Origin of the sequence: Erwinia psychrophila, from assembly GCF_039023475.1 — a bacterium.
GTDB lineage: Bacteria > Pseudomonadota > Gammaproteobacteria > Enterobacterales > Enterobacteriaceae > Erwinia.
In genome coordinates, this window is record NZ_JBCHVB010000008.1 from 45742 (window position 1) to 65893 (window position 20152).

14 protein-coding genes are annotated in these 20152 nt (G+C 58.0%); 7 read left to right on the forward strand and 7 right to left on the reverse strand.

What is annotated here, in order from left to right; all coding sequences use genetic code 11:
* Positions 1-56 precede the first annotated feature (56 nt).
* On the reverse strand, positions 57-1496 hold the full coding sequence (gene clcA / locus AAH446_RS17085; RefSeq protein WP_342907877.1) for a H(+)/Cl(-) exchange transporter ClcA: 1440 nt from the start codon (positions 1494-1496) through the stop codon (positions 57-59).
* Positions 1497-1665: 169 nt separating this feature from the next.
* Between clcA and hemL the strand changes: the two genes are divergently transcribed.
* From hemL to pmrB, 4 genes are all read left to right on the forward strand, one after another.
* Positions 1666-2949 (forward strand): glutamate-1-semialdehyde 2,1-aminomutase, encoded by a 1284-nt coding sequence (hemL, locus tag AAH446_RS17090; protein ID WP_342907878.1) that lies wholly within the window; start codon positions 1666-1668, stop codon positions 2947-2949.
* Positions 2950-3096: 147 nt separating this feature from the next.
* A complete protein-coding gene (gene eptA / locus AAH446_RS17095) occupies positions 3097-4740 on the forward strand; it encodes a phosphoethanolamine transferase EptA (protein WP_342907879.1) in 1644 nt (547 codons plus the stop codon).
* Positions 4740-5420, forward strand: coding sequence for a two-component system response regulator PmrA (pmrA, locus tag AAH446_RS17100; RefSeq protein ID WP_342907880.1), 681 nt, complete (start codon positions 4740-4742; stop codon positions 5418-5420). Before eptA ends, pmrA begins: the two co-directional genes overlap by 1 nt.
* Positions 5417-6556, forward strand: coding sequence for a two-component system sensor histidine kinase PmrB (pmrB, locus tag AAH446_RS17105; protein WP_342907881.1), 1140 nt, complete (start codon positions 5417-5419; stop codon positions 6554-6556). Before pmrA ends, pmrB begins: the two co-directional genes overlap by 4 nt.
* Before the next feature lie 121 nt (positions 6557-6677).
* Here the strand turns inward: pmrB and fhuB are convergent, their stop codons facing one another.
* The 6 genes from fhuB to hrpB form a co-directional block, all read right to left on the reverse strand.
* Positions 6678-8657, reverse strand: a complete 1980-nt coding sequence (gene fhuB, locus AAH446_RS17110) for a Fe(3+)-hydroxamate ABC transporter permease FhuB (RefSeq protein WP_342907882.1) — start codon at positions 8655-8657, stop codon at positions 6678-6680.
* A complete protein-coding gene (fhuD, locus tag AAH446_RS17115; RefSeq protein WP_342907883.1) occupies positions 8654-9535 on the reverse strand; it encodes a Fe(3+)-hydroxamate ABC transporter substrate-binding protein FhuD in 882 nt (293 codons plus the stop codon). Before fhuD ends, fhuB begins: the two co-directional genes overlap by 4 nt.
* Positions 9536-9550: 15 nt before the next feature.
* Positions 9551-10345 (reverse strand): Fe3+-hydroxamate ABC transporter ATP-binding protein FhuC, encoded by a 795-nt coding sequence (fhuC, locus tag AAH446_RS17120; RefSeq protein ID WP_342907884.1) that lies wholly within the window; start codon positions 10343-10345, stop codon positions 9551-9553.
* Between the two features lie 49 nt (positions 10346-10394).
* On the reverse strand, positions 10395-12593 hold the full coding sequence (gene fhuA, locus AAH446_RS17125; protein ID WP_342907885.1) for a ferrichrome porin FhuA: 2199 nt from the start codon (positions 12591-12593) through the stop codon (positions 10395-10397).
* A 441-nt stretch (positions 12594-13034) separates the two neighbouring features.
* Positions 13035-15614 carry a bifunctional glycosyl transferase/transpeptidase gene (gene mrcB, locus AAH446_RS17130; RefSeq protein ID WP_342907886.1) on the reverse strand — a complete coding sequence of 860 codons (2580 nt, stop codon included), beginning with the start codon at positions 15612-15614 and terminating at the stop codon, positions 13035-13037.
* Between the two features lie 107 nt (positions 15615-15721).
* Entirely contained in the window at positions 15722-18163 is a 2442-nt protein-coding gene (gene hrpB / locus AAH446_RS17135) for an ATP-dependent helicase HrpB (RefSeq protein ID WP_342907887.1), read from the reverse strand.
* A 77-nt stretch (positions 18164-18240) separates the two neighbouring features.
* Between hrpB and thpR the strand changes: the two genes are divergently transcribed.
* The 3 genes from thpR (at position 18241) to dksA (ending at position 20106) form a co-directional block, all read left to right on the forward strand.
* The gene (gene thpR / locus AAH446_RS17140; RefSeq protein ID WP_342907888.1) at positions 18241-18768 is read left to right on the forward strand and encodes an RNA 2',3'-cyclic phosphodiesterase; all 528 of its coding nucleotides are present in this window, start codon (positions 18241-18243) and stop codon (positions 18766-18768) included.
* A 7-nt stretch (positions 18769-18775) separates the two neighbouring features.
* A complete protein-coding gene (sfsA, locus tag AAH446_RS17145) occupies positions 18776-19480 on the forward strand; it encodes a DNA/RNA nuclease SfsA (protein ID WP_342907889.1) in 705 nt (234 codons plus the stop codon).
* A 170-nt stretch (positions 19481-19650) separates the two neighbouring features.
* A complete protein-coding gene (dksA, locus tag AAH446_RS17150) occupies positions 19651-20106 on the forward strand; it encodes an RNA polymerase-binding protein DksA (protein WP_024965698.1) in 456 nt (151 codons plus the stop codon).
* The last annotated feature ends 46 nt before the right edge of the window (positions 20107-20152 follow it).

Here is a 20152-nt window from a genome sequence, read left to right on the forward strand (position 1 = left end):
TACAGGTCATAATTCGACCATCATTTGCACCATTATCTAATACACAAGTATAGCAATCAAGTATCCGCCGGTTTTGCTGATGCGTACGTGGCACTCTGTGCGGCCACTGCCTCATCCTCTTTCTTTTGCTGCTTCGCCAGCACGCGGGAGAGCAGCGTGGAATAGAGCGGCGTTCCGCCCAGGAACTGGGCCAGCAGGGTTGCGCCGAGGCAGGTAATAATCATCGGCAAAATCAGCTGATAATTGTCGGTCATCTCCAGTACCAGCACGATGCCCGTCAGAGGCGCCCTGACCGACGCCGCAAACAGCGCGCCCATCCCCGCTATGGCAAAGGTGCCCGCCTGGAGATGGTATTCGGGAAACAGCGACGCGCTGGCCATGCCGAAAGCGGTGCCCAGCAGCGTCCCGAGCGCCAGCATCGGGGCGAAGATGCCGCCGGGCGCTCCCGAGGCAAAACAGAGCAGTGTGGTGATAATGCGGGTGATAAAAATAAACAGCAGCATACCCACGGTATAATTGCCCGCCGCCGCGATGGGGATCAGGCTGAAGCCACCGCCTGCCGCCTCCGGTTCAATAAGGCCCAGCACCCCGCACACACCTCCCAGCACGGCTCCCATAATCAGGATCTTTTTCATATTGCCGCCGTGGAAGCGCTGGAAGAGATCCTGGGTTCTGAAGATCAGCCTGTTAAACAGCACGCCCACAATGCCGAAAAGCATGCCCAGCAGCAGATAGAGCCAGAGCGTTTCAACGGGCGCATCGACCAGCTTACCGACGTCGATCACGGCCCCTTCACCGTTGAAGATGCGAAAGACGATGCTCGACATAATAACGCCGATAAACACGGCCTTGATGGAGATAACGTTGAAGCGAAACTGTAAACGCATCTCCTCGATAATAAAGAGGATCCCGGCAAGCGGCGCGTTAAAGGCGGCGGAAAGGCCCGCGGCAGCCCCGGTCGCCAGCAGCGAATGGCGCGCTTCCGCGCTTTTCATCCGGAAGATATCCAGCACCATGCGGCCAATATTACCGCCGAGCTGCACCGTCGGCCCTTCACGGCCCAGCACCATGCCCGCACCCAGGGTGCCCATTCCGCCGATAAACTTAACGGGGATTACCCGCCACCAGCGTACCGGGCGCAGCTCCTCAAGCGCGCCTTCAATTTCAGGTATGCCTGAACCTGACGCCTCAGGGGCAAAGCGCTGCACCAGATAATAGCCCACCACCGCCAGCAGGGCGGAGAGCAGAAAGGCCAGAGGAAAGGCCAGCACCCAGTAATCATCCACCGCAGAGAGTATCGTCAGCCGCTGGCTGCTGATGAAGTTCACCGCTTTCTCAAACGCCACGCCGACCAGCCCGGCCAGCGCGCCGACGATCCCGGCCATGATCAGGACTGCAACAGGGGTTTTGTCGCGCCGTAAAAGCAGACGAAGGAAGTCGCCACGTCGCGCCGGGACGACCTTTAATTGTTCCGAAGAGGCACCGTTTCCGCTCATAATCCTTTCAGTATCAGAGAAAGATAACCCCGTATACTACTCTCCCCGCTCGTCATGTCTCGTGAAAATTCAACAGCAACTGCGCCAGAGGCGCGACTTACCTTTCACCCGGACGGCATGTTCACATAGAATAGTGAGGTTTTTTTAATGCATCCTCAGGAGCGGAACCATGAGCAAGTCTGAAAATCTCTACACTCAGGCGCAACAACTAATTCCCGGCGGCGTTAATTCGCCGGTGCGCGCCTTTACCGGCGTTGGCGGTGTGCCGCTCTTTATTGAACGGGCGAACGGCGCCTGGCTGTATGACGCTGACGGCAAAGCTTACGTGGATTACGTCGGCTCCTGGGGGCCGATGGTGCTGGGGCATAACCACCCCGCCATTCGTGAAGCGGTGATTGAAGCCGTCGGGCGCGGACTGAGCTTTGGTGCGCCAACCGAGATGGAAGTCAAAATGGCGGCGCTGGTCACCGAACTGGTGCCGACGATGGATATGGTGCGCATGGTGAACTCCGGAACCGAAGCGACCATGAGCGCCATCCGCCTGGCGCGTGGCTTTACCGGCCGGGATAAAATCATCAAGTTTGAGGGCTGCTATCACGGTCATGCCGACTGTCTGCTGGTGAAAGCGGGTTCCGGCGCGCTCACGCTGGGTCAGCCGGACTCTCCCGGCGTCCCGGCAGACTTCGCCAAACATACGTTAACCTGCACCTATAACGATCTCGATTCCGTTCGCGCCGCCTTTGAGCAGTATCCGCATGAAATCGCCTGCATCATCGTTGAGCCCGTTGCCGGAAACATGAACTGCATCCCTCCGCAGCCTGACTTCCTGCCGGGCCTGCGGGCGCTCTGCGATGAGTTCGGCGCGCTGTTTATTATTGATGAAGTGATGACCGGCTTCCGCGTGGCACTGGCCGGCGCGCAGGCGCACTACGGCGTGGTTCCTGACCTGACCTGTCTGGGGAAAATTATCGGTGGCGGTATGCCGGTGGGCGCATTCGGTGGTCGTCGCGAGGTGATGGAAGCGCTGGCGCCAACCGGCCCTGTCTATCAGGCGGGGACGCTTTCCGGTAACCCGATTGCGATGGCGGCGGGCTTTGCCTGCCTGAGCGAAATCGCCAAACCCGGCACGCACGCCACCCTGACGGCTCTGACCGACCAGCTGGCTGAAGGCCTGCTCCACGCCGCGAAAGAAGCGAATATTCCGCTGGTAGTGAATCACGTTGGCGGCATGTTTGGCCTGTTCTTCACCAGCGCCGAAACGGTCACCAGCTACCAGGACGTGAAGGCGTGTGATGTCGACCGCTTCCGGAAATTCTTCCACCTGATGCTGGAAGAGGGCGTCTATCTGGCCCCTTCCGCCTTTGAAGCGGGCTTTATGTCGCTGGCGCATACCGCTGAGGATATTCAGCACACCGTTGACGCGGCACGCCGCAGCTTCGCGAAGCTGGCATAACGGCAACACCTGTAGCCGTGGCCGACGTCACACTCTCCGGAACCGCAGTGAGGAGGGGCATAAACGGGCAACCTTAAGGGCCTTAAGGTTATCCTAATGTTGCCCTGTTAGCCTCACGGCCAACACAGGTCACCGGATTGTTTTGAAATGCCACAGCTGCCTTTTATCAGGAGGCCGGCGCTGAGCCGGCTCTCTTTTATTACCCTCTTTGCTGCTTATATCGCTATTTTTCTCAACCTTGCCTACTACCGTCAGGTTCTGGCCGTGATGCCACTGACTTCCATCCACAATATATTTGTTTTTCTTTCGATGCCGCTGGTGATATTCAGCGTTATCCATATTGTTCTGACGCTCGCCTCTCTCATCTGGCTTGAGCGGTTCACCCTTGCCATCCTCCTGCTTATTTCCGCCGCCACGCAATATTTTATTCTTACCTTTGGCATCGTGATGGACAGATCGATGATCGCCAACATGCTCGATACGACCGCCGCAGAATCCTTTGCCTTGCTGACGCCGCAGTTTGTGCTCAGCCTGCTCTTCTCCGGCGTGCTGGCTGTCATGCTGGCTTTCTGGATAAGGATTAACAAAAACGCTTCTGTGGTGAGAGGAGTGCTCGTCCGCGCAGGCAGCATAACGCTCGGCGTGGCGTTGATTCTTTTCGTCGCGCTGCTGTTTTATAAAGATTACGCTTCGCTATTTCGCAATAATAAAGAGCTGGTCAAAGCGCTTAATCCGTCCAACAGCATTGCCGCCTCCTGGTCTTATTATTCACATCACCGGCTGGCTAACCTGCCGCTGATAAAAATGGGTGAAGATGCCAGACAAGCTCCCGCACAACCCGCAGATCATAAACAGCACCTGACCATCCTGATTGTTGGGGAAACCTCCCGGGCGGCTGACTTTTCCCTCTCGGGCTACTCGCGTCAGACCAATCCTCTGCTGGAAAAAGATCGTGTGATTTATTTTCCCAACACCCATTCCTGCGGCACTTCGACGGCGGTCTCGGTTCCCTGCATGTTCTCAGGCATGCCGCGCAGAGACTATAATGACGAGCTGGCCAGCCATCGGGAAGGTTTACTGGATATCATGCAGCGCGCGGGCATCAGCGTATTATGGAATGAGAACGATGGCGGATGTAAAGGCGCCTGCGATCGGGTTCCCCATCAGAATATGACGGATCTTAACCTGCCGGGCATGTGCATTAATGGTGAGTGCTACGATGAGGTTCTGTTCCACGGGCTGGAAGACTATATCGACCGGCTAAAAGGCAACGGTGTGATTGTGCTGCACACCATCGGCAGCCACGGCCCAACGTATTCTCACCGCTACCCTTCTCAATTTAAAAAGTATACGCCTGACTGTGAAACCAACCAGATTCAGACCTGTTCACAGCAGCAGTTGGTAAATACTTATGACAATACTGTTCTCTATGTCGATTATATTGTTGATAAAGCCATTGGCATTCTGAAAAAACATCAGGACAGGTTCACCAGCAATCTGGTCTACCTTTCCGATCATGGTGAGTCCTTAGGTGAAAATGGCGCATATTTGCATGGTCTGCCCTATGCGATCGCCCCGGATCAGCAGAAGCATATTCCCATGCTGATCTGGTTATCCCCGGACTATCAGAAGCAATATGCGGTTAAGATGGATTGCCTTAATAAACTGGCGGTATCCAGAGCTTTTTCGCAGGATAACCTTTTCTCAACCATGCTTGGATTAGCGGGTGTAGAGACCCGGCAATACAAACCTGCCGATGATATCCTGACGACATGCCGGAGTTCATCCTGATGAAAATATTGGTTGTGGAAGACGATGCTCTTTTATTGCAGGGCCTGGTTCTGGCGCTGGAGGGCGAAGGCTATGTCTGTGATACGGCGACCAGCGTCCGGGAGGCGGAAGCGAACCTGATATCGGGCCTCTACAGCCTGCTGATCCTCGATCTGGGGCTACCTGATGAGGATGGACTTCACTTTCTATTACGCCTGCGGCGGCAGAAAAAAATGCAGCCGGTCCTGATCCTTACTGCCCGCGATACGATTGCGGAACGTATTGCGGGACTTGATGCCGGGGGCGACGATTATCTGATCAAACCGTTCTCACTGGATGAGTTACTTGCCCGCATCCGGGCGCTCATCCGGCGCCATGTTAATCAGGGTGACAACAAGGTGGAGGTTGGCAGCCTGGTGCTGGATTTAACCCACCGTCAGATACATCTTGCCGGTAACTTGCTGGAGCTGACGCCGAAAGAGTTTGCGCTTCTCTCGCGGCTGATGCTGAAAGCGGGGCAGCCTGTCCACCGTGAAGTGCTCTACAGCGATATCTATAACTGGGATACGGAGCCCTTAACCAATACGCTGGAAGTGCATATTCATAATTTGCGGGAGAAAATTGGCAAATCCACCATCCGTACCCTGCGGGGTTTTGGTTATGCTCTGGCCAGACCTGAGGATAAAGGTGAGACGCCATGAGGCCTGTTCCGGGATGGCGATGGCAGCACAACACGCTGCGCTTTCGCCTGCTGCTGGTGATCGGTTTGATCCTGTTTTTTTGTCAGGTCATCAGCGTGGTGTGGCTCTGGCATGAAAGCAAAGAGCAGATTCAGCTGCTGGTTGATGCCAGCCTGCATAACCATAACCAGACCCGGCATATTAATAATGAGATCCACGAAGCCGTCGCCAGCCTGGCGGTACCGAGCATTGTGATGATCGTGCTGGCGCTGGTGCTCTGTTTGCAGGCCGTTAAGTGGATAACCCGGCCCTTATCGGCGTTACAAAAACAGCTGGAGAACCGTGCCGAAGATAATCTGGCACCGGTGGAGTATCACAGCTCCGTGCAGGAAATCGACGCCGTCACCCAGGCCGTTAATCAACTGGTTGCGCGCTTAACGACAAGCCTCGCACGTGAGCGTCTTTTTACCGCCGACGTGGCGCACGAACTGCGCACCCCGCTGGCGGGTCTGCGGCTCCACCTGGAGCTGATTGAACGTAAACATGCGATAAGCGTGACGCCGCTCATTCAGCGTCTCGATCAGATGACCAACAGTATTTCGCAGCTGCTCCAGCTGGCCCGCACCGGACAAAGCTTCACCTCAGGAAACTATCAACAGGTATCGTTAGTCCATGACGTTATCCTGCCGATGCAGAATGAACTGGAAACCATGCTGATGCAGCGCCAGCAGCGGCTTGTTCTCAGACTGAATAGCGATGTGACGCTGCGTAGTGAAGCTACCCTGATCCAGGTACTGTTACGTAACCTGGTGGAGAATGCACACCGTTACAGTCCGGAAGGTTCGGCAGTCAGTATCCTGGTAGAGGCGTCCCCCCAGCCTGTGCTGCTCGTCGACGATGAAGGTCCGGGCATTGATGAAAGCAAAAGCGGAGAGCTGAGCAAAGCCTTTGTCCGCATGGACCAGCGCTATGGAGGGATCGGACTGGGGCTGAGTATTGTCACCCGCATCGTTCAGTTACATCACGCCCAGTTTTTCCTCGAAAACCGTCCGCGCCGGGCAGGCTGCCGGGCACGGATAGTCTTCAGTCCTGACGGTGCCTCAGGTGGTAAACCAGATATGCAGAAAAATGAACAGCGTGGTGAGGCTGAACAGTAAGGCAACGTACTCACTAAGGGGTCGGGCGTTCAGATATTTCATGGCACTCTCCTGATAATTTCAGGAGAGTGTGACAAAAGAAGATTAAGAGAATCTTAAGCGCCTCAGCGTTGAGGGCGAATCAGACTTTCCGCAGTAAATAGACGAAGTAAGGCGCGCCGATAAAGGTTGCCAGCAGGCCGGCCGGGATCTGATTCGGGAAGGCGACCATCCTGCCACACCAGTCCGCCAGCGCCATCAGCCCTCCCCCCATCAGCGCCGCCATCAGCAGTTGCGGAACGGTGCGTCTGAAGCCGGTCATACGGGCAATATGCGGCGCCATCAGACCAATAAAGCTCAGCGGGCCAATCGTCAGCGTGGCGGCCGCCGTCAGCGTCGCGGCCAGCAGCAGCAGCGTCATCCGGGACGGCTTCAGCGCCATGCCAAGCGAGCGGGCCGTTTCACCGCCGAGCGGCAGCACCGTCAGCCAGCGACGGCAGAAGGGCACCAGCGCTATCAGGACAACGGCAATGATCACCGTGCGCCAGGCCTGCGCAGCATCAACGTTATAGGTCGATCCCGAAATCCAGGTCATCAGATTCGCCATGCGCGGATCGCCGCTGGCGAGGAACAGCAGCAGCAGCGTGGTAAAGGCGGTGCTCAGCGCCATCCCTGCCAGCAGCATCCGTTCCGGTGAAAAGCCGCCCCTGCCCCCTACCACGGTAATAATCAGCAGCGTAATTGCCGCGCCAAGACTTCCCGCCGGCAGCAGCCAGCCAAAGGCGTCACCGGGCACGAGAAACAGCATGATCACCACGCCAAATGCCGCCCCGGAGCTGATGCCCAGCACTTCGGGGCTGGCCATCGGATTGCCGGTGAGACGCTGGATCATACAGCCCGCCACGCCAAGCATCATACCGGTCATCACGGCCGCGACCAGCCGGGGCATACGCCACGGCAGAAGCTGATGCCACAGCTCGCCTGTCGCCCACTGCCAGCCGTGCGCATCGCGGCCAAAGCTCAGCGCCACGACGCTCAGGATCAGCAACAGCGCGCCGCCCAGCAGCGCCCACAGCAGCACGCGGTGCCGCTCGACGGGGACGTTGTCTCCGGCATTCATCGCAGGTGGCGTTCCGCCAGTGCGCAGGCGCGGCAGCAGCCAGAGCAGCAGTGGTGCGCCGATAATCGCCGTCGCCGTCCCGGTGGAAATTTCTCGCCAGTTATCCGTCAGCCAGATCACTACCTGATCCGCCAGCCAGAGCAGCAGCATGCCAATCAGCGGGGCCAGCAGCAGACGGCTCAGCAACCTTCTCGCTCCCAGCATTTTTGCCAGCAGCGGTGCAAACAGGCCGATAAAACCGATAATGCCGGCCGCGTTCACCAGCTGTGCGCTGAGAAAGATCGCCAGCACCAGCACGCCCAGCCGCGCCGCCGAAAGCGCCAGCCCGAGGTTTTTCGCCACCCCGTCGTCCAGCCCCATCAGCATCATCGGGCGCAGCATCAGCAGCGCCAGCGCCAGGCAGACCAGCAGCTTAGGCCAGAGAAAGCTGACGTTGCTCCAGTCCATCTGGTTGAGCGTGCCGGTGCTCCACAGAAACATACTTTGCAGCCGTTCGTGATTAAACAGCCCCAGCAGCTGGTTGACCGCACCACAGTAGAGCGACAGCACCAGCCCGGCCAGAATCAGGGTAACCGGCGAAAGGCGCTTGCCCCACGCGATGCCAAAGACGATCAGTCCGACCAGCATGGCGCCGCTCATCGCCGCTATCTGCTGCGTGACCAGCCCGCCCGGCAGGCTCCAGAGCGTGACGATCGTCAAACCGAGCTGCGCGCCGGTCGCCACACCGAGCGTAGAGGGTTCCGCCAGCGGATTGCGCAGTACCTGTTGAAAAAGCAGTCCGGCCAGCCCGAGTCCGGCACCCACCAGCAGCGATAACGCCAGGCGAGGCAGCAAACTGTAGTGAAAGACCATCTGGTCGACATTATTAATGTCTGGCGACATCAGCGAGGAAAACCACTGGCTGCGCGGCAGGTGCTGGCTGAAATTCCACAAGGTCAGGCTCAGCGACAGCAAAAAGAGCAGGATCAGCAAACCGGCGGAAAAACGATAGGAGGTTTTCATTTCGCCCCCAGCGCGCTGTCCAGCATACGACAGAAGCGCATAGCCGACAGCGTTCCCCCGTAGAACCAGACCTGAGGAACGCGTTGAAAACGGTTTTTGCGCACAAAGGGCATCGCCAGCCAGAGCGCCGATGAGGTCACCTGCTGCGTAATCCCTGAATCACCGTGATCAAAACAAAGGACATCAACATCATCCATTGTTATCAACCTTTCAATGCCAATCACCGCGCTTCCCCAGAAGTTAGTTTCTCCCTGCCAGGCATTTTCAATCCCCAGTGCTTCCATGACTTCCAGGAACAGACTGCCCTTGCCAAATACCAGGGCGTGACGTGTGTCGAGGACCGTCATCAGCAGCAGCGGCCTTTTTGAACGGGAGGCCAGGCGGGCCCTGGTTGCCGCCACATAATTGTCGTATTCTGCGAGATGCGCTTTCGCCTGTGGTTCGCGCCCAATCAGTTCACCCAGCTCTATCAGCGACTTGCGCGCCATTGTGAGCGGCTTACCGTTTTCATCGCTGAAAGGAAAGCCCTGGGCCGGTGCGACTCTGGCAATTTTATCGCGGGAAGGACCGTAGCCTGAGGAGTAAAGGATTAGCGAGGGTTTCATCTGGATCATCAACTCCAGATTAGGTTCGGTACGCAGCCCGACATCTACCGTCGAGGCGGGCAGCTTCGGCTCACCTACCCACATCTGATAGTTATAGAGTTCGGCAGCACCCATCGGCGCGACGCCTAAGGCCATCAGCAGCTCCGTGGGCAGCCACTCCAGCGTAATGATGCGGTTGATATCCACGCCCTGAGCGGCCTGGCTGCGCAGGACCGGCAGCAGAGGAGAGAAAGCCATCGCCATTAACAGGCGGCGGCGAAGATAATCCGGCATGAAAAGGTCAATCCTTCAGTAAACAAAGCTCACCGGCGCACCGCCGTTAGGGTGAGGTAAGATCCCCATCGGGATACCGTAGATGCGATCGAGTACCTCGGGCTGCATAATGGCCTGCGCGTCGCCCTGAGCGATCATACTGCCCTCGCGAAGCGCAACAAGAGTGTCGCAGTAGCGGGCTGCAATGTTGATGTCATGTAAGATGGCAATCACCGTCAGGCCCCGCTCGCGGCTGAGCCGCTGGATCAGCGCCAGTACCTCAACCTGATGCGCAATGTCCAGCGCGGAGGTCGGCTCATCCAGCAGCAGGCAGCGGCTGTTCTGCGCCACCAGCATCGCTATCCAGGCGCGCTGACGTTCGCCGCCGGAAAGGCTGTCCACCAGCCGCTGCGCTAAGGGTTTCAGACCAACCAGCGCAATAGCTTCTTCCACCCGCTCACGATCGGAGATGCCGTAGCGCCCCAGCGCGCCATGCCAGGGATAGCGCCCCATCGCCACCAGTTCGCGTACCGTCATTCCCTCGGCGGGCGGCAGCTGCTGCGGCAGGTAGGCAACCTCACGGGCAAACGCTTTACTGTTCCACGTAGAGACTTCCGTACCGTTCAGCAAAACCCGTCCGCCCGAGGCGGCGTGATGACGGCCCAGCAGCTTAAGCAGCGTCGATTTTCCCGAACCGTTATGCCCTATCAGCCCGCAGATTTTACCGGCAGGAAAAGTGAGCGACAGCGGCTGAAGAAGCGTTCTGCCGGGGACGGTAAAGGTCGTCTTATCGAGCGAAAAAGTCGTTTCGGTAGCGTGCAGATGAGACATAGCGGTCTTCTGATTGGTGGGCGCGGCGAGCCGCGCCCGGATGTAAAGATTAGAAGCGGAAGGTGGCCGTCGCGACAACCTGGCGCTCTGCGCCCCAGTAGCAGGCATACTCGCGATAGCAGCTGGCCACGTACTCCCGGTCGAGAAGGTTATTCACATTAACCCCCACCGAAGAGCCTGGCAGGCCAAAGCGGGTCAGATCGTATTTCACCAGCGCATCAACGGTGGTATAGCCAGCCACGTCAAAGTTCTGATTAATATTGTCGCCCGTACTGTACTGACCTTTACTCTCGCCGACGTAGCGTACGCCCGCGCCCAGCGTTAAACCGGACAGCGCCGTTTCATTGAAGGTGTAGTCCGTCCACAGGGAAGCCATATTTTTTGGCACCTGTACCGGCGTTTTACCTTTCAGAAGCGTATCGTGAGTATATTCCGCATCCGTATAGGTGTAAGACGCGGTCAGATTAACGTTGGCGTTGAGCGCCGCCTTCGCCTCCAGCTCCACGCCGCGGGAGCGGATTTCGCCCCCTTGCACGCTAAAGAGGATATTGTCCGGATTGGCCGTCAGGTTTTTGGTTTTGGTCAGCTGATAAACCGCACCGGTAATTACGATGGGACGATCGTGCGGAACATACTTCACCCCGGCTTCATACTGTTTGGCGCGGGAAGGATCGAATGTATTCCCTTCACTTGTCGTACCGGCAGTAGGAATAAACGACTCGCTGTAGCTGAAGTAAGGCGCTACGCCGTTATCAAAGACGTAGTTAAGGCCACCCCGCCAGGTAAAGGCCTGATCGTGGCCTTTGATTTCGCTGTCCGTAGTGCGGCTAAACGCCGACGTCATTGAATAGTCGTAACGTGCGCCCAGCGTCATTACCCACTGGTTCCACTCCATCTGATCCTGCGCGTACAGGCCCGTTTGTTCCTGTTTGTTCAGATACTGATAGGGGAAAAGCGATCCTGGGACCATCTCATCGCTACCGTACTGAGGATTCAACGCGCTCAGCGGCGTCGCTGAGCCAAAACCGGCATTAATATCATTGCGGGTGCGCTGATAGTCCACGCCAAGCAGAAGCGTATGGTCAACCTCGCCCGTGGCAAAATTTGCCTGAGCCTGGTTATCCAGAGCGAACTGATTCAGCGTCTCTTCAGAAACAGCATAGCCACGGGTAATGGAGTTGGTAGAAGTATCGAAACCATTGCCATAAATGCTGCGGTAGTCGGTACGGAGATCCGCATAGCGCAGATTCTGCCTGACGGCCCAGGTATCATTAAATCTGTGGGAGAAGCTGTAGCCGATCATTTTGGTATTACGGGCGATCTTATTGCTGCCTTCACCCTCATCAAAATCCGTACCCAGCTTGTGCTGCTGACCGTTGGCATCAACGATCGGCACCACCGTTCCCTGACGCGGCAGCCAGCCGTAATAGCCCGTTTGCGGCTCGTTCTGGAAGTAGGTTAACAGGGTGAAATTGGTATTAGCATCTGGCTGCCAGCTGAAGGAAGGCGCAATGGTGTAGCGCTTTTCTTTCTGCATATCCTGCTGAGCATCCTGGTCACGGGCTTTCCCCGTTAGCCGGTAGCTGTAAACGCCATCGTCATCTATCGCGCCGCCAAAATCAAAGCCGGTAGAGAACAGGTTGTCGGTGCCCATCTGAAACTGGACTTCGCGTAGCGTTTCGGTCGTCGGGCGCTTGCTGACCAGCACAACTACGCCGCCCGGATTGCTTTTACCATACAGCACCGAGGCTGGACCACGCAGCAGCTCGGCACGCTCCAGGAAGTAAGGATCAATCGCAAATTCAGAGTAGTTATCCCCCTGAAGCTTCAGGCCATCCAGGTACTGATTGGTATTGGTTTCGCTGAAGCCGCGAATTGAAAGCGCATCAATAACATCAGAGCTTCCGCGGTTACCGGTCAGCACGCCCGGCGCATAGTTAAATGCGCTTTTGACCGAGCTGACCTGGTGCAGCGCCATCTCTTCCTGCGTCACCACCGATACCGACTGTGGATTTTTTTCGATTGGCGTATCGGTTTTGGTGCCGGTCGCGCTGCGTTTGGCCGCAATAGTCGGCGCGGGGCCCCAGGCGCTTTCCTGCTCAGGTGCGACGGCAGTAGCATCAACGACAATGGTCTCTTCACCGGCGGCAAAAGCGGAGGTGGAGAGCGTCATCGCAATAAGAACGGCCAGCCGACATCTGGCGGTATTCACTGGTAAGGAGAAGCGGAACAAGGACTCAGTAGCCATTTGCATTTCTCTGAATAAAATTGATGAGATGTAAACGTAAACGAGAATTATTATTATAACGCAGCGATAATATGCGAAACGGAGGAAGCACCGCAAGCGGAAATCCCGGCATTTACACCGTTTTCCCGCGGAATAATCTGATGTGATCGTAAAGAAATTGAACGGTGATCGGCTTGTTGCATGAAAGCCATTTATGTCAAGCGGTTACCCTGTTTGTTGAGGGAAATCGCAGGCAAAAAAAAGCTGGCTCAGACTGCTGACAAAGGTAAAGCTCGGGGAACAGGGACTGGGAGTAAAGCGTCCCGCGCCATGGACGGCGCGGGCCGGGCTATCAGGGACGATGCTTTTTGCGTCTTTACGAGCAGGCCCTGTTCCCGGAGCCGGCACTTTATCAAGAACCTCAGCCGGCTCATCATGAGCCGGCTGAGGGACAGAAATTAACTACTTGCCAAACATATCTTTAATCCAGCCCGCCACGCCGTCGCTATCCTTCTGCTCGCCTTGCGGCTGTTGCTGTTGCTGCTGCTGTGGCTGGCCGCCCTGCTGTTGCTGCTGCTGTGGCTGGCCGCCCTGCTGTTGCTGCTGCTCAAGCAGCTGATCCAGCTGCTGTTGCTGCTGCTGCGCCTGCTGCTGGCAAAGCGCATTCGCATCAAGCGTCCAGACGGGCAGAGTGCGCCAGCTGGTGCTGTCCGTTCCGCAGACAAAATTCCCGGCGGAATCGACGTTCATGGAGGCAATATCCTCCGGCGGCGTCGGCATCAGCGGCATCGGCGCCTGATTATCCAGATAGCGACGGTAGATCTGCATCGCACCGCTGGAACCGTACAGCTTGGTCGGCTGATTGTTGTCGCGGCCTACCCAGGTGATCGCCACCTCTTTACCATCAATGCCGGCAAACCAGCTGTCCACCAGGTTATTGGTCGTACCGGTTTTCCCTGCCAGGTGCGCTTCCGGGAAACGTGCGCCCAGCGCGTGAGCCGTACCTTGCTTAGCCACCTGCTGCATGGTGTAGAGCGTCAGGTAGGCGGCCTGAGCGGGCACGGCGCGTTCAGCCTGAGGGAAGCTCTGGTAGAGCACGGTGCCATCTTCAGCAATCACCGAGCGCAGCGCGGAAAGCGTGGCCCGGTTACCGCCGCTGGCGATGGTCTGGAACGCCTGCGCCACTTCGATCGGCGTCAGGTTAAGCGCCCCCAGCAGCATCGCAGGCACCGGCTGAATCTGGGCCTTCGGCACGCCAAGCTTGCTCCAGGTATCCACAATTTGCGGCAGGCCCAGCGTCATGCCCAGATTCACCGTTGGCACATTCATCGAATGCGTCAGCGCGTCCACCAGCATCACCTGCCCGCTGAAGCGACGATCGTCATTCTGCGGTTTCCAGACCTTGCCGTTCGGCTGCTTAAGCGCGATGGGCTTATCCGCTATCCAGCTGTTAAGACGGTAGGTATCCGGCTGGCTGAGCGCGGTCAGATAGGTGGCCGGTTTCGCCAGGGAGCCTATCGAGCGACGCGCCTGCAGCGCACGGTTATAGCCCGCAAACTGCGGATCGGCGCCGCCGACCATCGCCCGCACTTCGCCGCTGAAGCGGTCGACGATCACCATGGCGGTTTCCAGATCTTTCAGGCCGCGCTGTTTACGCAGCGTCGGAATGCCATCCTCAACGGATTTCTCCGCCGCATCCTGAGAGACGGGATCCAGCGTAGTGAAGATTTTCACTCCGGAAAGATCCTTAACCTTGTCACCCAGTTTCGCCTGAAGCTCGTTACGCACCATCTCCATAAACGCGGGCTGCGGCGTAATCACCCCGCCCTTCGGCTGTACGCCCAGCGGACGTGCGCTGAGCATGTCATACAGCTCCTGGTCAATGACCTTCTGCTGTTGCAGCAGGCGTAACACCAGGTTGCGTCGCTCAAGCGAGAGCTTGGGATTGCGCCACGGGTTATAGAGCGAGGCGCCTTTCACCATACCTACCAGCAGCGCCTGTTGATCGAGGCTCAGCTCATCGACCGGACGGCCAAAGTAGTAGAGGCTTGCCAGTGGGAAACCGCGGATCTCATCGTTGCCTGCCTGACCGAGATAAACCTCGTTCAGGTAGAGTTCCAGGATGCGATCCTTGCTGTAGCGGGCGTCCATAATCAACGCCATATAGGCTTCATTGGCCTTACGCCACAGCGAGCGCTCGTTGGTCAGAAACAGGTTTTTTACCAGCTGCTGGGTCAGCGTACTGCCGCCCTGCACCGCCCGGCCTGCGGTGATATTGGCGAGGAAAGCGCGGCCAATAGAGTAAAGGCTGACGCCATCATGGGTGTAAAAGTGCCGATCCTCGGTAGCAATCAGCGTATCCACCAGCAGATCCGGGAAACCGGCGCGCGGTACGAACAGGCGCTGCTCACCGTTTGGCGATTGCAGCATGGTAATCAGCCGCGGATCGAGGCGGAAAAAGCCAAAATCACGGCCGCTGTCCAGATTCTTGATTTCAGAAAGCGTATCGTTGCTGAAGCTCAGGCGGGCGCGAATCTGCCCCTCTTTGCTGTCCGGAAAGTCGAAGGGACGACGGATCATTTCAATGCTGTTGCCCTTGACGGTGAACTCGCCCGGCCGGGTCATCCGCGTCACTTCACGGTACTGCGTCCCTTCCAGCAGCGCGATCATCTCTTTCTTGTTCCAGGACATGCCCGGCTCAAGGTTGACCATGCGGCCATAAACCGTCGCCGGCAGCTGCCAGACTTTGCCATCGATGCGGCTGCGGATCTGCGAGTCGAGGTAAACCCCGTACGCGGCCATCGCCACGATAAAGACCAGCAGCAGCTTAAGCAGCAGGCTCAGCCAGCCTCTTTTTTTACGTGGCGAACGCCCTTTTCCTTTACGTGGCACCGGTGTTACCTCCTCGTTCTCATGGTCATCGTCCTGAACATGCTCAAATTTATCATTATTGTCTTCCCTGCGGCGCCCTCGGCCCGCCGTTCTGCGCGGGGGTTTGGGCTGTTTGCCTTTTCGCCCAATGGGTTCGCGATCGTCAGACATCTGTTTCTCTTCTCCAGCACCAGCTGTCGGCAGGGCCGACTACTCTGTTGATACTCATTCAGTTTCGGAACGGGAACCTTCCGAAATGCATTCCGCCGCGCCGCCGTTCAGGACGGCGCGGAATATTTTTTGGTACGCCGCGTGGGCAGCGCATTTGCCGGATCGTCCGGCCAGACGTGTTTTGGGTAGCGTCCCTTCATCTCTTTCTGCACTTCCCGGTAAGCGCCCTGCCAGAAGGCCGCTAAATCACGCGTGATTTGCAGCGGGCGCTGGGCGGGGGAAAGCAGCTCCAGTACCAGCGGGACACGCCCTGCGGCCACGCTCGGGTTATGCGCCTCGCCAAACATCTCCTGAAGGCGAACCGCCAGCGCGGGCGGCTTCTCCTCGTCATAGCGAACGGGGAGGCGGCTACCGGTGGGCACAGTGTAATGAGTTGGCAGGACAGTATCCAGTTGCTGACGCTGTGACCATGTGAGCAATTGTAATAATGCGCTGGCCGCGTCAATCTGCTTCAACCCTTTTGCATCCCGGACGCCGCTCATCACCGGCAGCAGCCACTGCGTCAGGGAAGCGAGCAGCCCCTCCACGCTGGCATCAGGCCACTTTTCTTCAGGCAGCCAGCGGGCCGCGCAGACCAGACGGATACGCAGCTGCTCGGCCTGTGGCGTCCAGTTAAGCACTGACAGGCCACGACGGCGAACCCAGCGCAGCATGGCCGGATGCAGCGTCTCCTCATCGGGTTTGTTAAGCGGCTGCACCTTAAGCACCAGTTCGCCAATCTGTTCCCGGCGCCAGGCGCGCAGCGTGCCGCGCTCATCGTCCCACTCCACCTCGGTTCGCTGTTCAACCAGCGAAGGTCGCTGGGCGACAAGACTATCGATATCCAGCGGCATCGCCTGCAGAATGCGGGCGTCAGGCTGCGTACTGCTCTGCAACAGGCCAGGCGCAATCAGCCACTCATAACGGTTCAGCGCGTCGGTGCTCTCCAGCATCGCGCCCGTGCCGTTAGCCAGCTGGTAACGTCCTTCGCTGCCGCGCCGCCGGGCGATACGATCGGGGAACGCGGCCGCCAGCAGCGGCGCAATCCAGGCGCTATCCGGCGTGCCGCCGTTAGCCCTGAGACGCGACTGGAGCTGTCTGGCTCTGCTCTGCCAGTTTGGCTGGGAACGGTGAAAACTGTCGCGCAGATCGGGCGTGTCGCGGGAAGGTTCCTCCAGCATCGCCACCAGCCGTGCCGCCGTGGCGACGCGGTCCGGATCGCTGCCGGCCTCAATCAGCATCGCCGCAAAACGTGGTTCGCTGCCGATCCGGCCCATGCTGCGCCCCTTCGCGGTGAGCTGCCCGGCGGCATCGACGGCACCAAGCTGAAGCAGCAGCGTCCGGGCCTGTTGAATGCCGCTCTCCGGTGGCCTGTCCAGCCAGGTAAGCTGGGAGACGTCACGGCAGCCCCACTGCAACAGATCGAGCCAGAGCGAGGCGAGATCGGTATGGAGGATTTCCGCATCGCTGTGGCTGGCCGCCCGTCCCGCCTGCTCCCGATCGATCAGGTGCAGGCAGATCCCCGGCTCCAGGCGTCCTGCCCGTCCGGCACGCTGGGTCATTGAGGCCTGGCTGACGCGCTGCGTTTGCAGGCGGGTCAGGCCCGTGCGCGTATCAAAGTCCGCATTACGCTCCAGCGCACTGTCCACCACCAGCCGGATGCCTTCAATGGTCAGGCTGGTCTCCGCGATGTTGGTTGCCAGCACCACTTTGCGTCGTCCGTTGCGGGCAGGAAGAATGGCTTTGCGCTGGCTGGCCAGCGGCAGCGCACCGTACAGCGGGCAAAGATCGACATCTTCCGCCACCATGGCGGCAAGCTGCGTCTGGACGCGTTGGATCTCCCCTACGCCGGGCAGGAACAGCAGCAGCGAGCCGCTTTCCTCTCGCAGTAGCTGGCTCACCTGCCTTGCGACCGCTTTGTCAAAGCGGAGGCCGGCAGCCAGAGAGACGTAGCGGCGATCCACTGGATATGCGCGTCCTTCCGAACAGAGAGATGGCGCATCCGGCAGCAGCGCCTGCAACCGCGCATTATCAAGCGTCGCAGACATCAGCAGGATCTTCAGATCGTCGCGCAGGCCCTGCTGCACGTCCAGCAGCAGCGCCAGCGCCAGATCCGCCTGCAAGCTGCGCTCATGAAATTCATCCAGAATCACTAACGACACGCCTTCCAGCATCGGATCCTGCTGTAACATGCGGGTCAGAATCCCTTCGGTGACCACTTCAAGACGCGTGGCGGGGCCGGTGCGGCGCTCTGAGCGCATCCGGTAGCCGATGGTTTCACCCGGTTCTTCATTCAGCTGTTCTGCCAGCCGCTGCGCCACGTTACGCGCCGCCAGCCGCCGGGGTTCAAGCAGCAGAATACGACCGCTGAAACCGGCCTGAGCGAGCAGTTGCAGCGGCAGCCAGGTCGATTTTCCTGCCCCGGTAGGCGCGGCCAGCAGCACCTGTGGCGAAGCGCGCAGCGCCAGCAGCAGCTCGGGTAAAACGGCACTGACCGGTAATGAACTCACGTCTCTGCTCCATAACGATATGGTCTTAATTAGCCGGGCATTGTAGCATTCCTGTTTCTGGAATACCGGAGAGCACTATGCGCGATAGTAAAAGGCTGTTTTTCGGCATCAGCGTGCCGGAAACCTGCCGGCAGAGCCTGATTCAGTGGCGTGCTGAGACTTTCAGCGCGGAGGCGGGTCGTCCGGTCGCCGCCGCGAACCTGCACCTGACGCTGGCCTTCCTCGGCGACGTCAGCGGGGAGAAATCCTCTGCGCTGCAACAGCTTGCCGCCCGCATCCAGCAGCCTGCTTTTACGCTGACGCTGGATGATGCGGGCCACTGGCCCCGCTCCGGCGTGGTCTGGCTGGGGCCAAAGCAGGCGCCACGGGGGCTGATTCAGCTGGCGCAGCTGCTCCGTTCCCAGGCTGCCCGCAGCGGATGTTATCAAAGTCCGCTACCCTTTCATCCTCATGTCACATTACTGCGCCATGTTATGCAGCCGGTCCCGTTACCGCCGCGTAATTTCAGCTGGCAGTTTCGCGTCGAACGCTTTGCGCTTTACCAGTCGGTCACCGCGCAGGGCCGGACTCGCTACGACGAAATTGCCGGATGGGCGCTAACTTAGGACGTTTATGGACTATTATCCCGCACTGCGCCCGGCGACGCTGGTTAAGCGCTACAAGCGTTTTCTGGCCGACGTCATCACCCCGGAAGGTGAAGCGCTGACGATACACTGTGCGAATACCGGCGCCATGACGGGCTGCGCCACGCCGGGCGATACCGTCTGGTACTCCACTTCCGACAGCCCGACGCGAAAATATCCGCACGGATGGGAGCTGACGGAGACGCAGCAGGGTGAGTGGATTTGCGTAAACACCCTGCGCGCCAACGGCCTGGTCAGGGAGGCGCTGGAGGCAGAACGTATTCCGGCCTTTGCCGGTTACACCAGCCTGCGTAGCGAAGTAAAATATGGCTCAGAAAAGAGCCGCATAGACTTTCTGTTACGGGCAGATAATCAGCTGAACTGCTATATTGAAGTCAAATCCGTGACGCTGTTACAGCAGGGAAAAGGGTATTTTCCGGATGCGGTCACCGAACGAGGCCAGAAACACCTGCGCGAGCTGGCGAAAATTTCTGAAAATGGCGATCGGGCGGTGCTGTTTTTTGCCGTTTTGCATTCGGGGATTGAGGACGTTTCCCCCGCGCGTCATATCGATGCGCGCTACGCAGAACTACTGACTCAGGCGCAACAGAGCGGTGTTGAAGTGATGTGTTACAAGGCGGAAATCTCACCGACAGGCATCACACTGCAACAACCTCTGGTTGTTGAGTTGTAAAATCAGACGCAATTTGCTGTTATTGGCGAGGCGCTAAATACGCTTTTCCTCACAGGCTTGTCAAGGCATGTTCAGGAATAATTGCCAACCTTAAGCGCTTCTGTTATTTATAGCGGCCTGTTTTTTTCCCCTTTGGGGATCGATAGTGCGTGTTATCCAGGAGAAACAGCATGCAAGAAGGGCAAACCCGTAAAACCTCGTCCCTGAGTATTCTCGCCATCGCTGGGGTGGAGCCATACCAAGAGAAGCCGGGCGAAGAGTACATGAATGAAGCCCAGCTGGAGCATTTCAAGAAGATCCTTGAAGCCTGGCGCAACCAGCTTCGGGATGAAGTTGATCGTACGGTAACGCACATGCAAGACGAAGCCGCCAACTTCCCCGATCCGGTTGACCGCGCTGCACAGGAAGAGGAATTTAGCCTTGAACTGCGTAACCGTGACCGCGAGCGCAAGCTGATCAAAAAGATCGAAAAAACGCTGAAGAAAGTGGAAGACGATGATTTCGGCTTCTGTGAATCCTGCGGTGTTGAAATCGGTATTCGTCGCCTTGAGGCGCGTCCTACCGCCGATCTCTGTATTGACTGCAAAACGCTGGCAGAAATCCGCGAAAAACAGATGGCTGGCTAACGGCCATCAGATTGTGCAGTGAGGCAGGTACGTTACCCGCTTCACT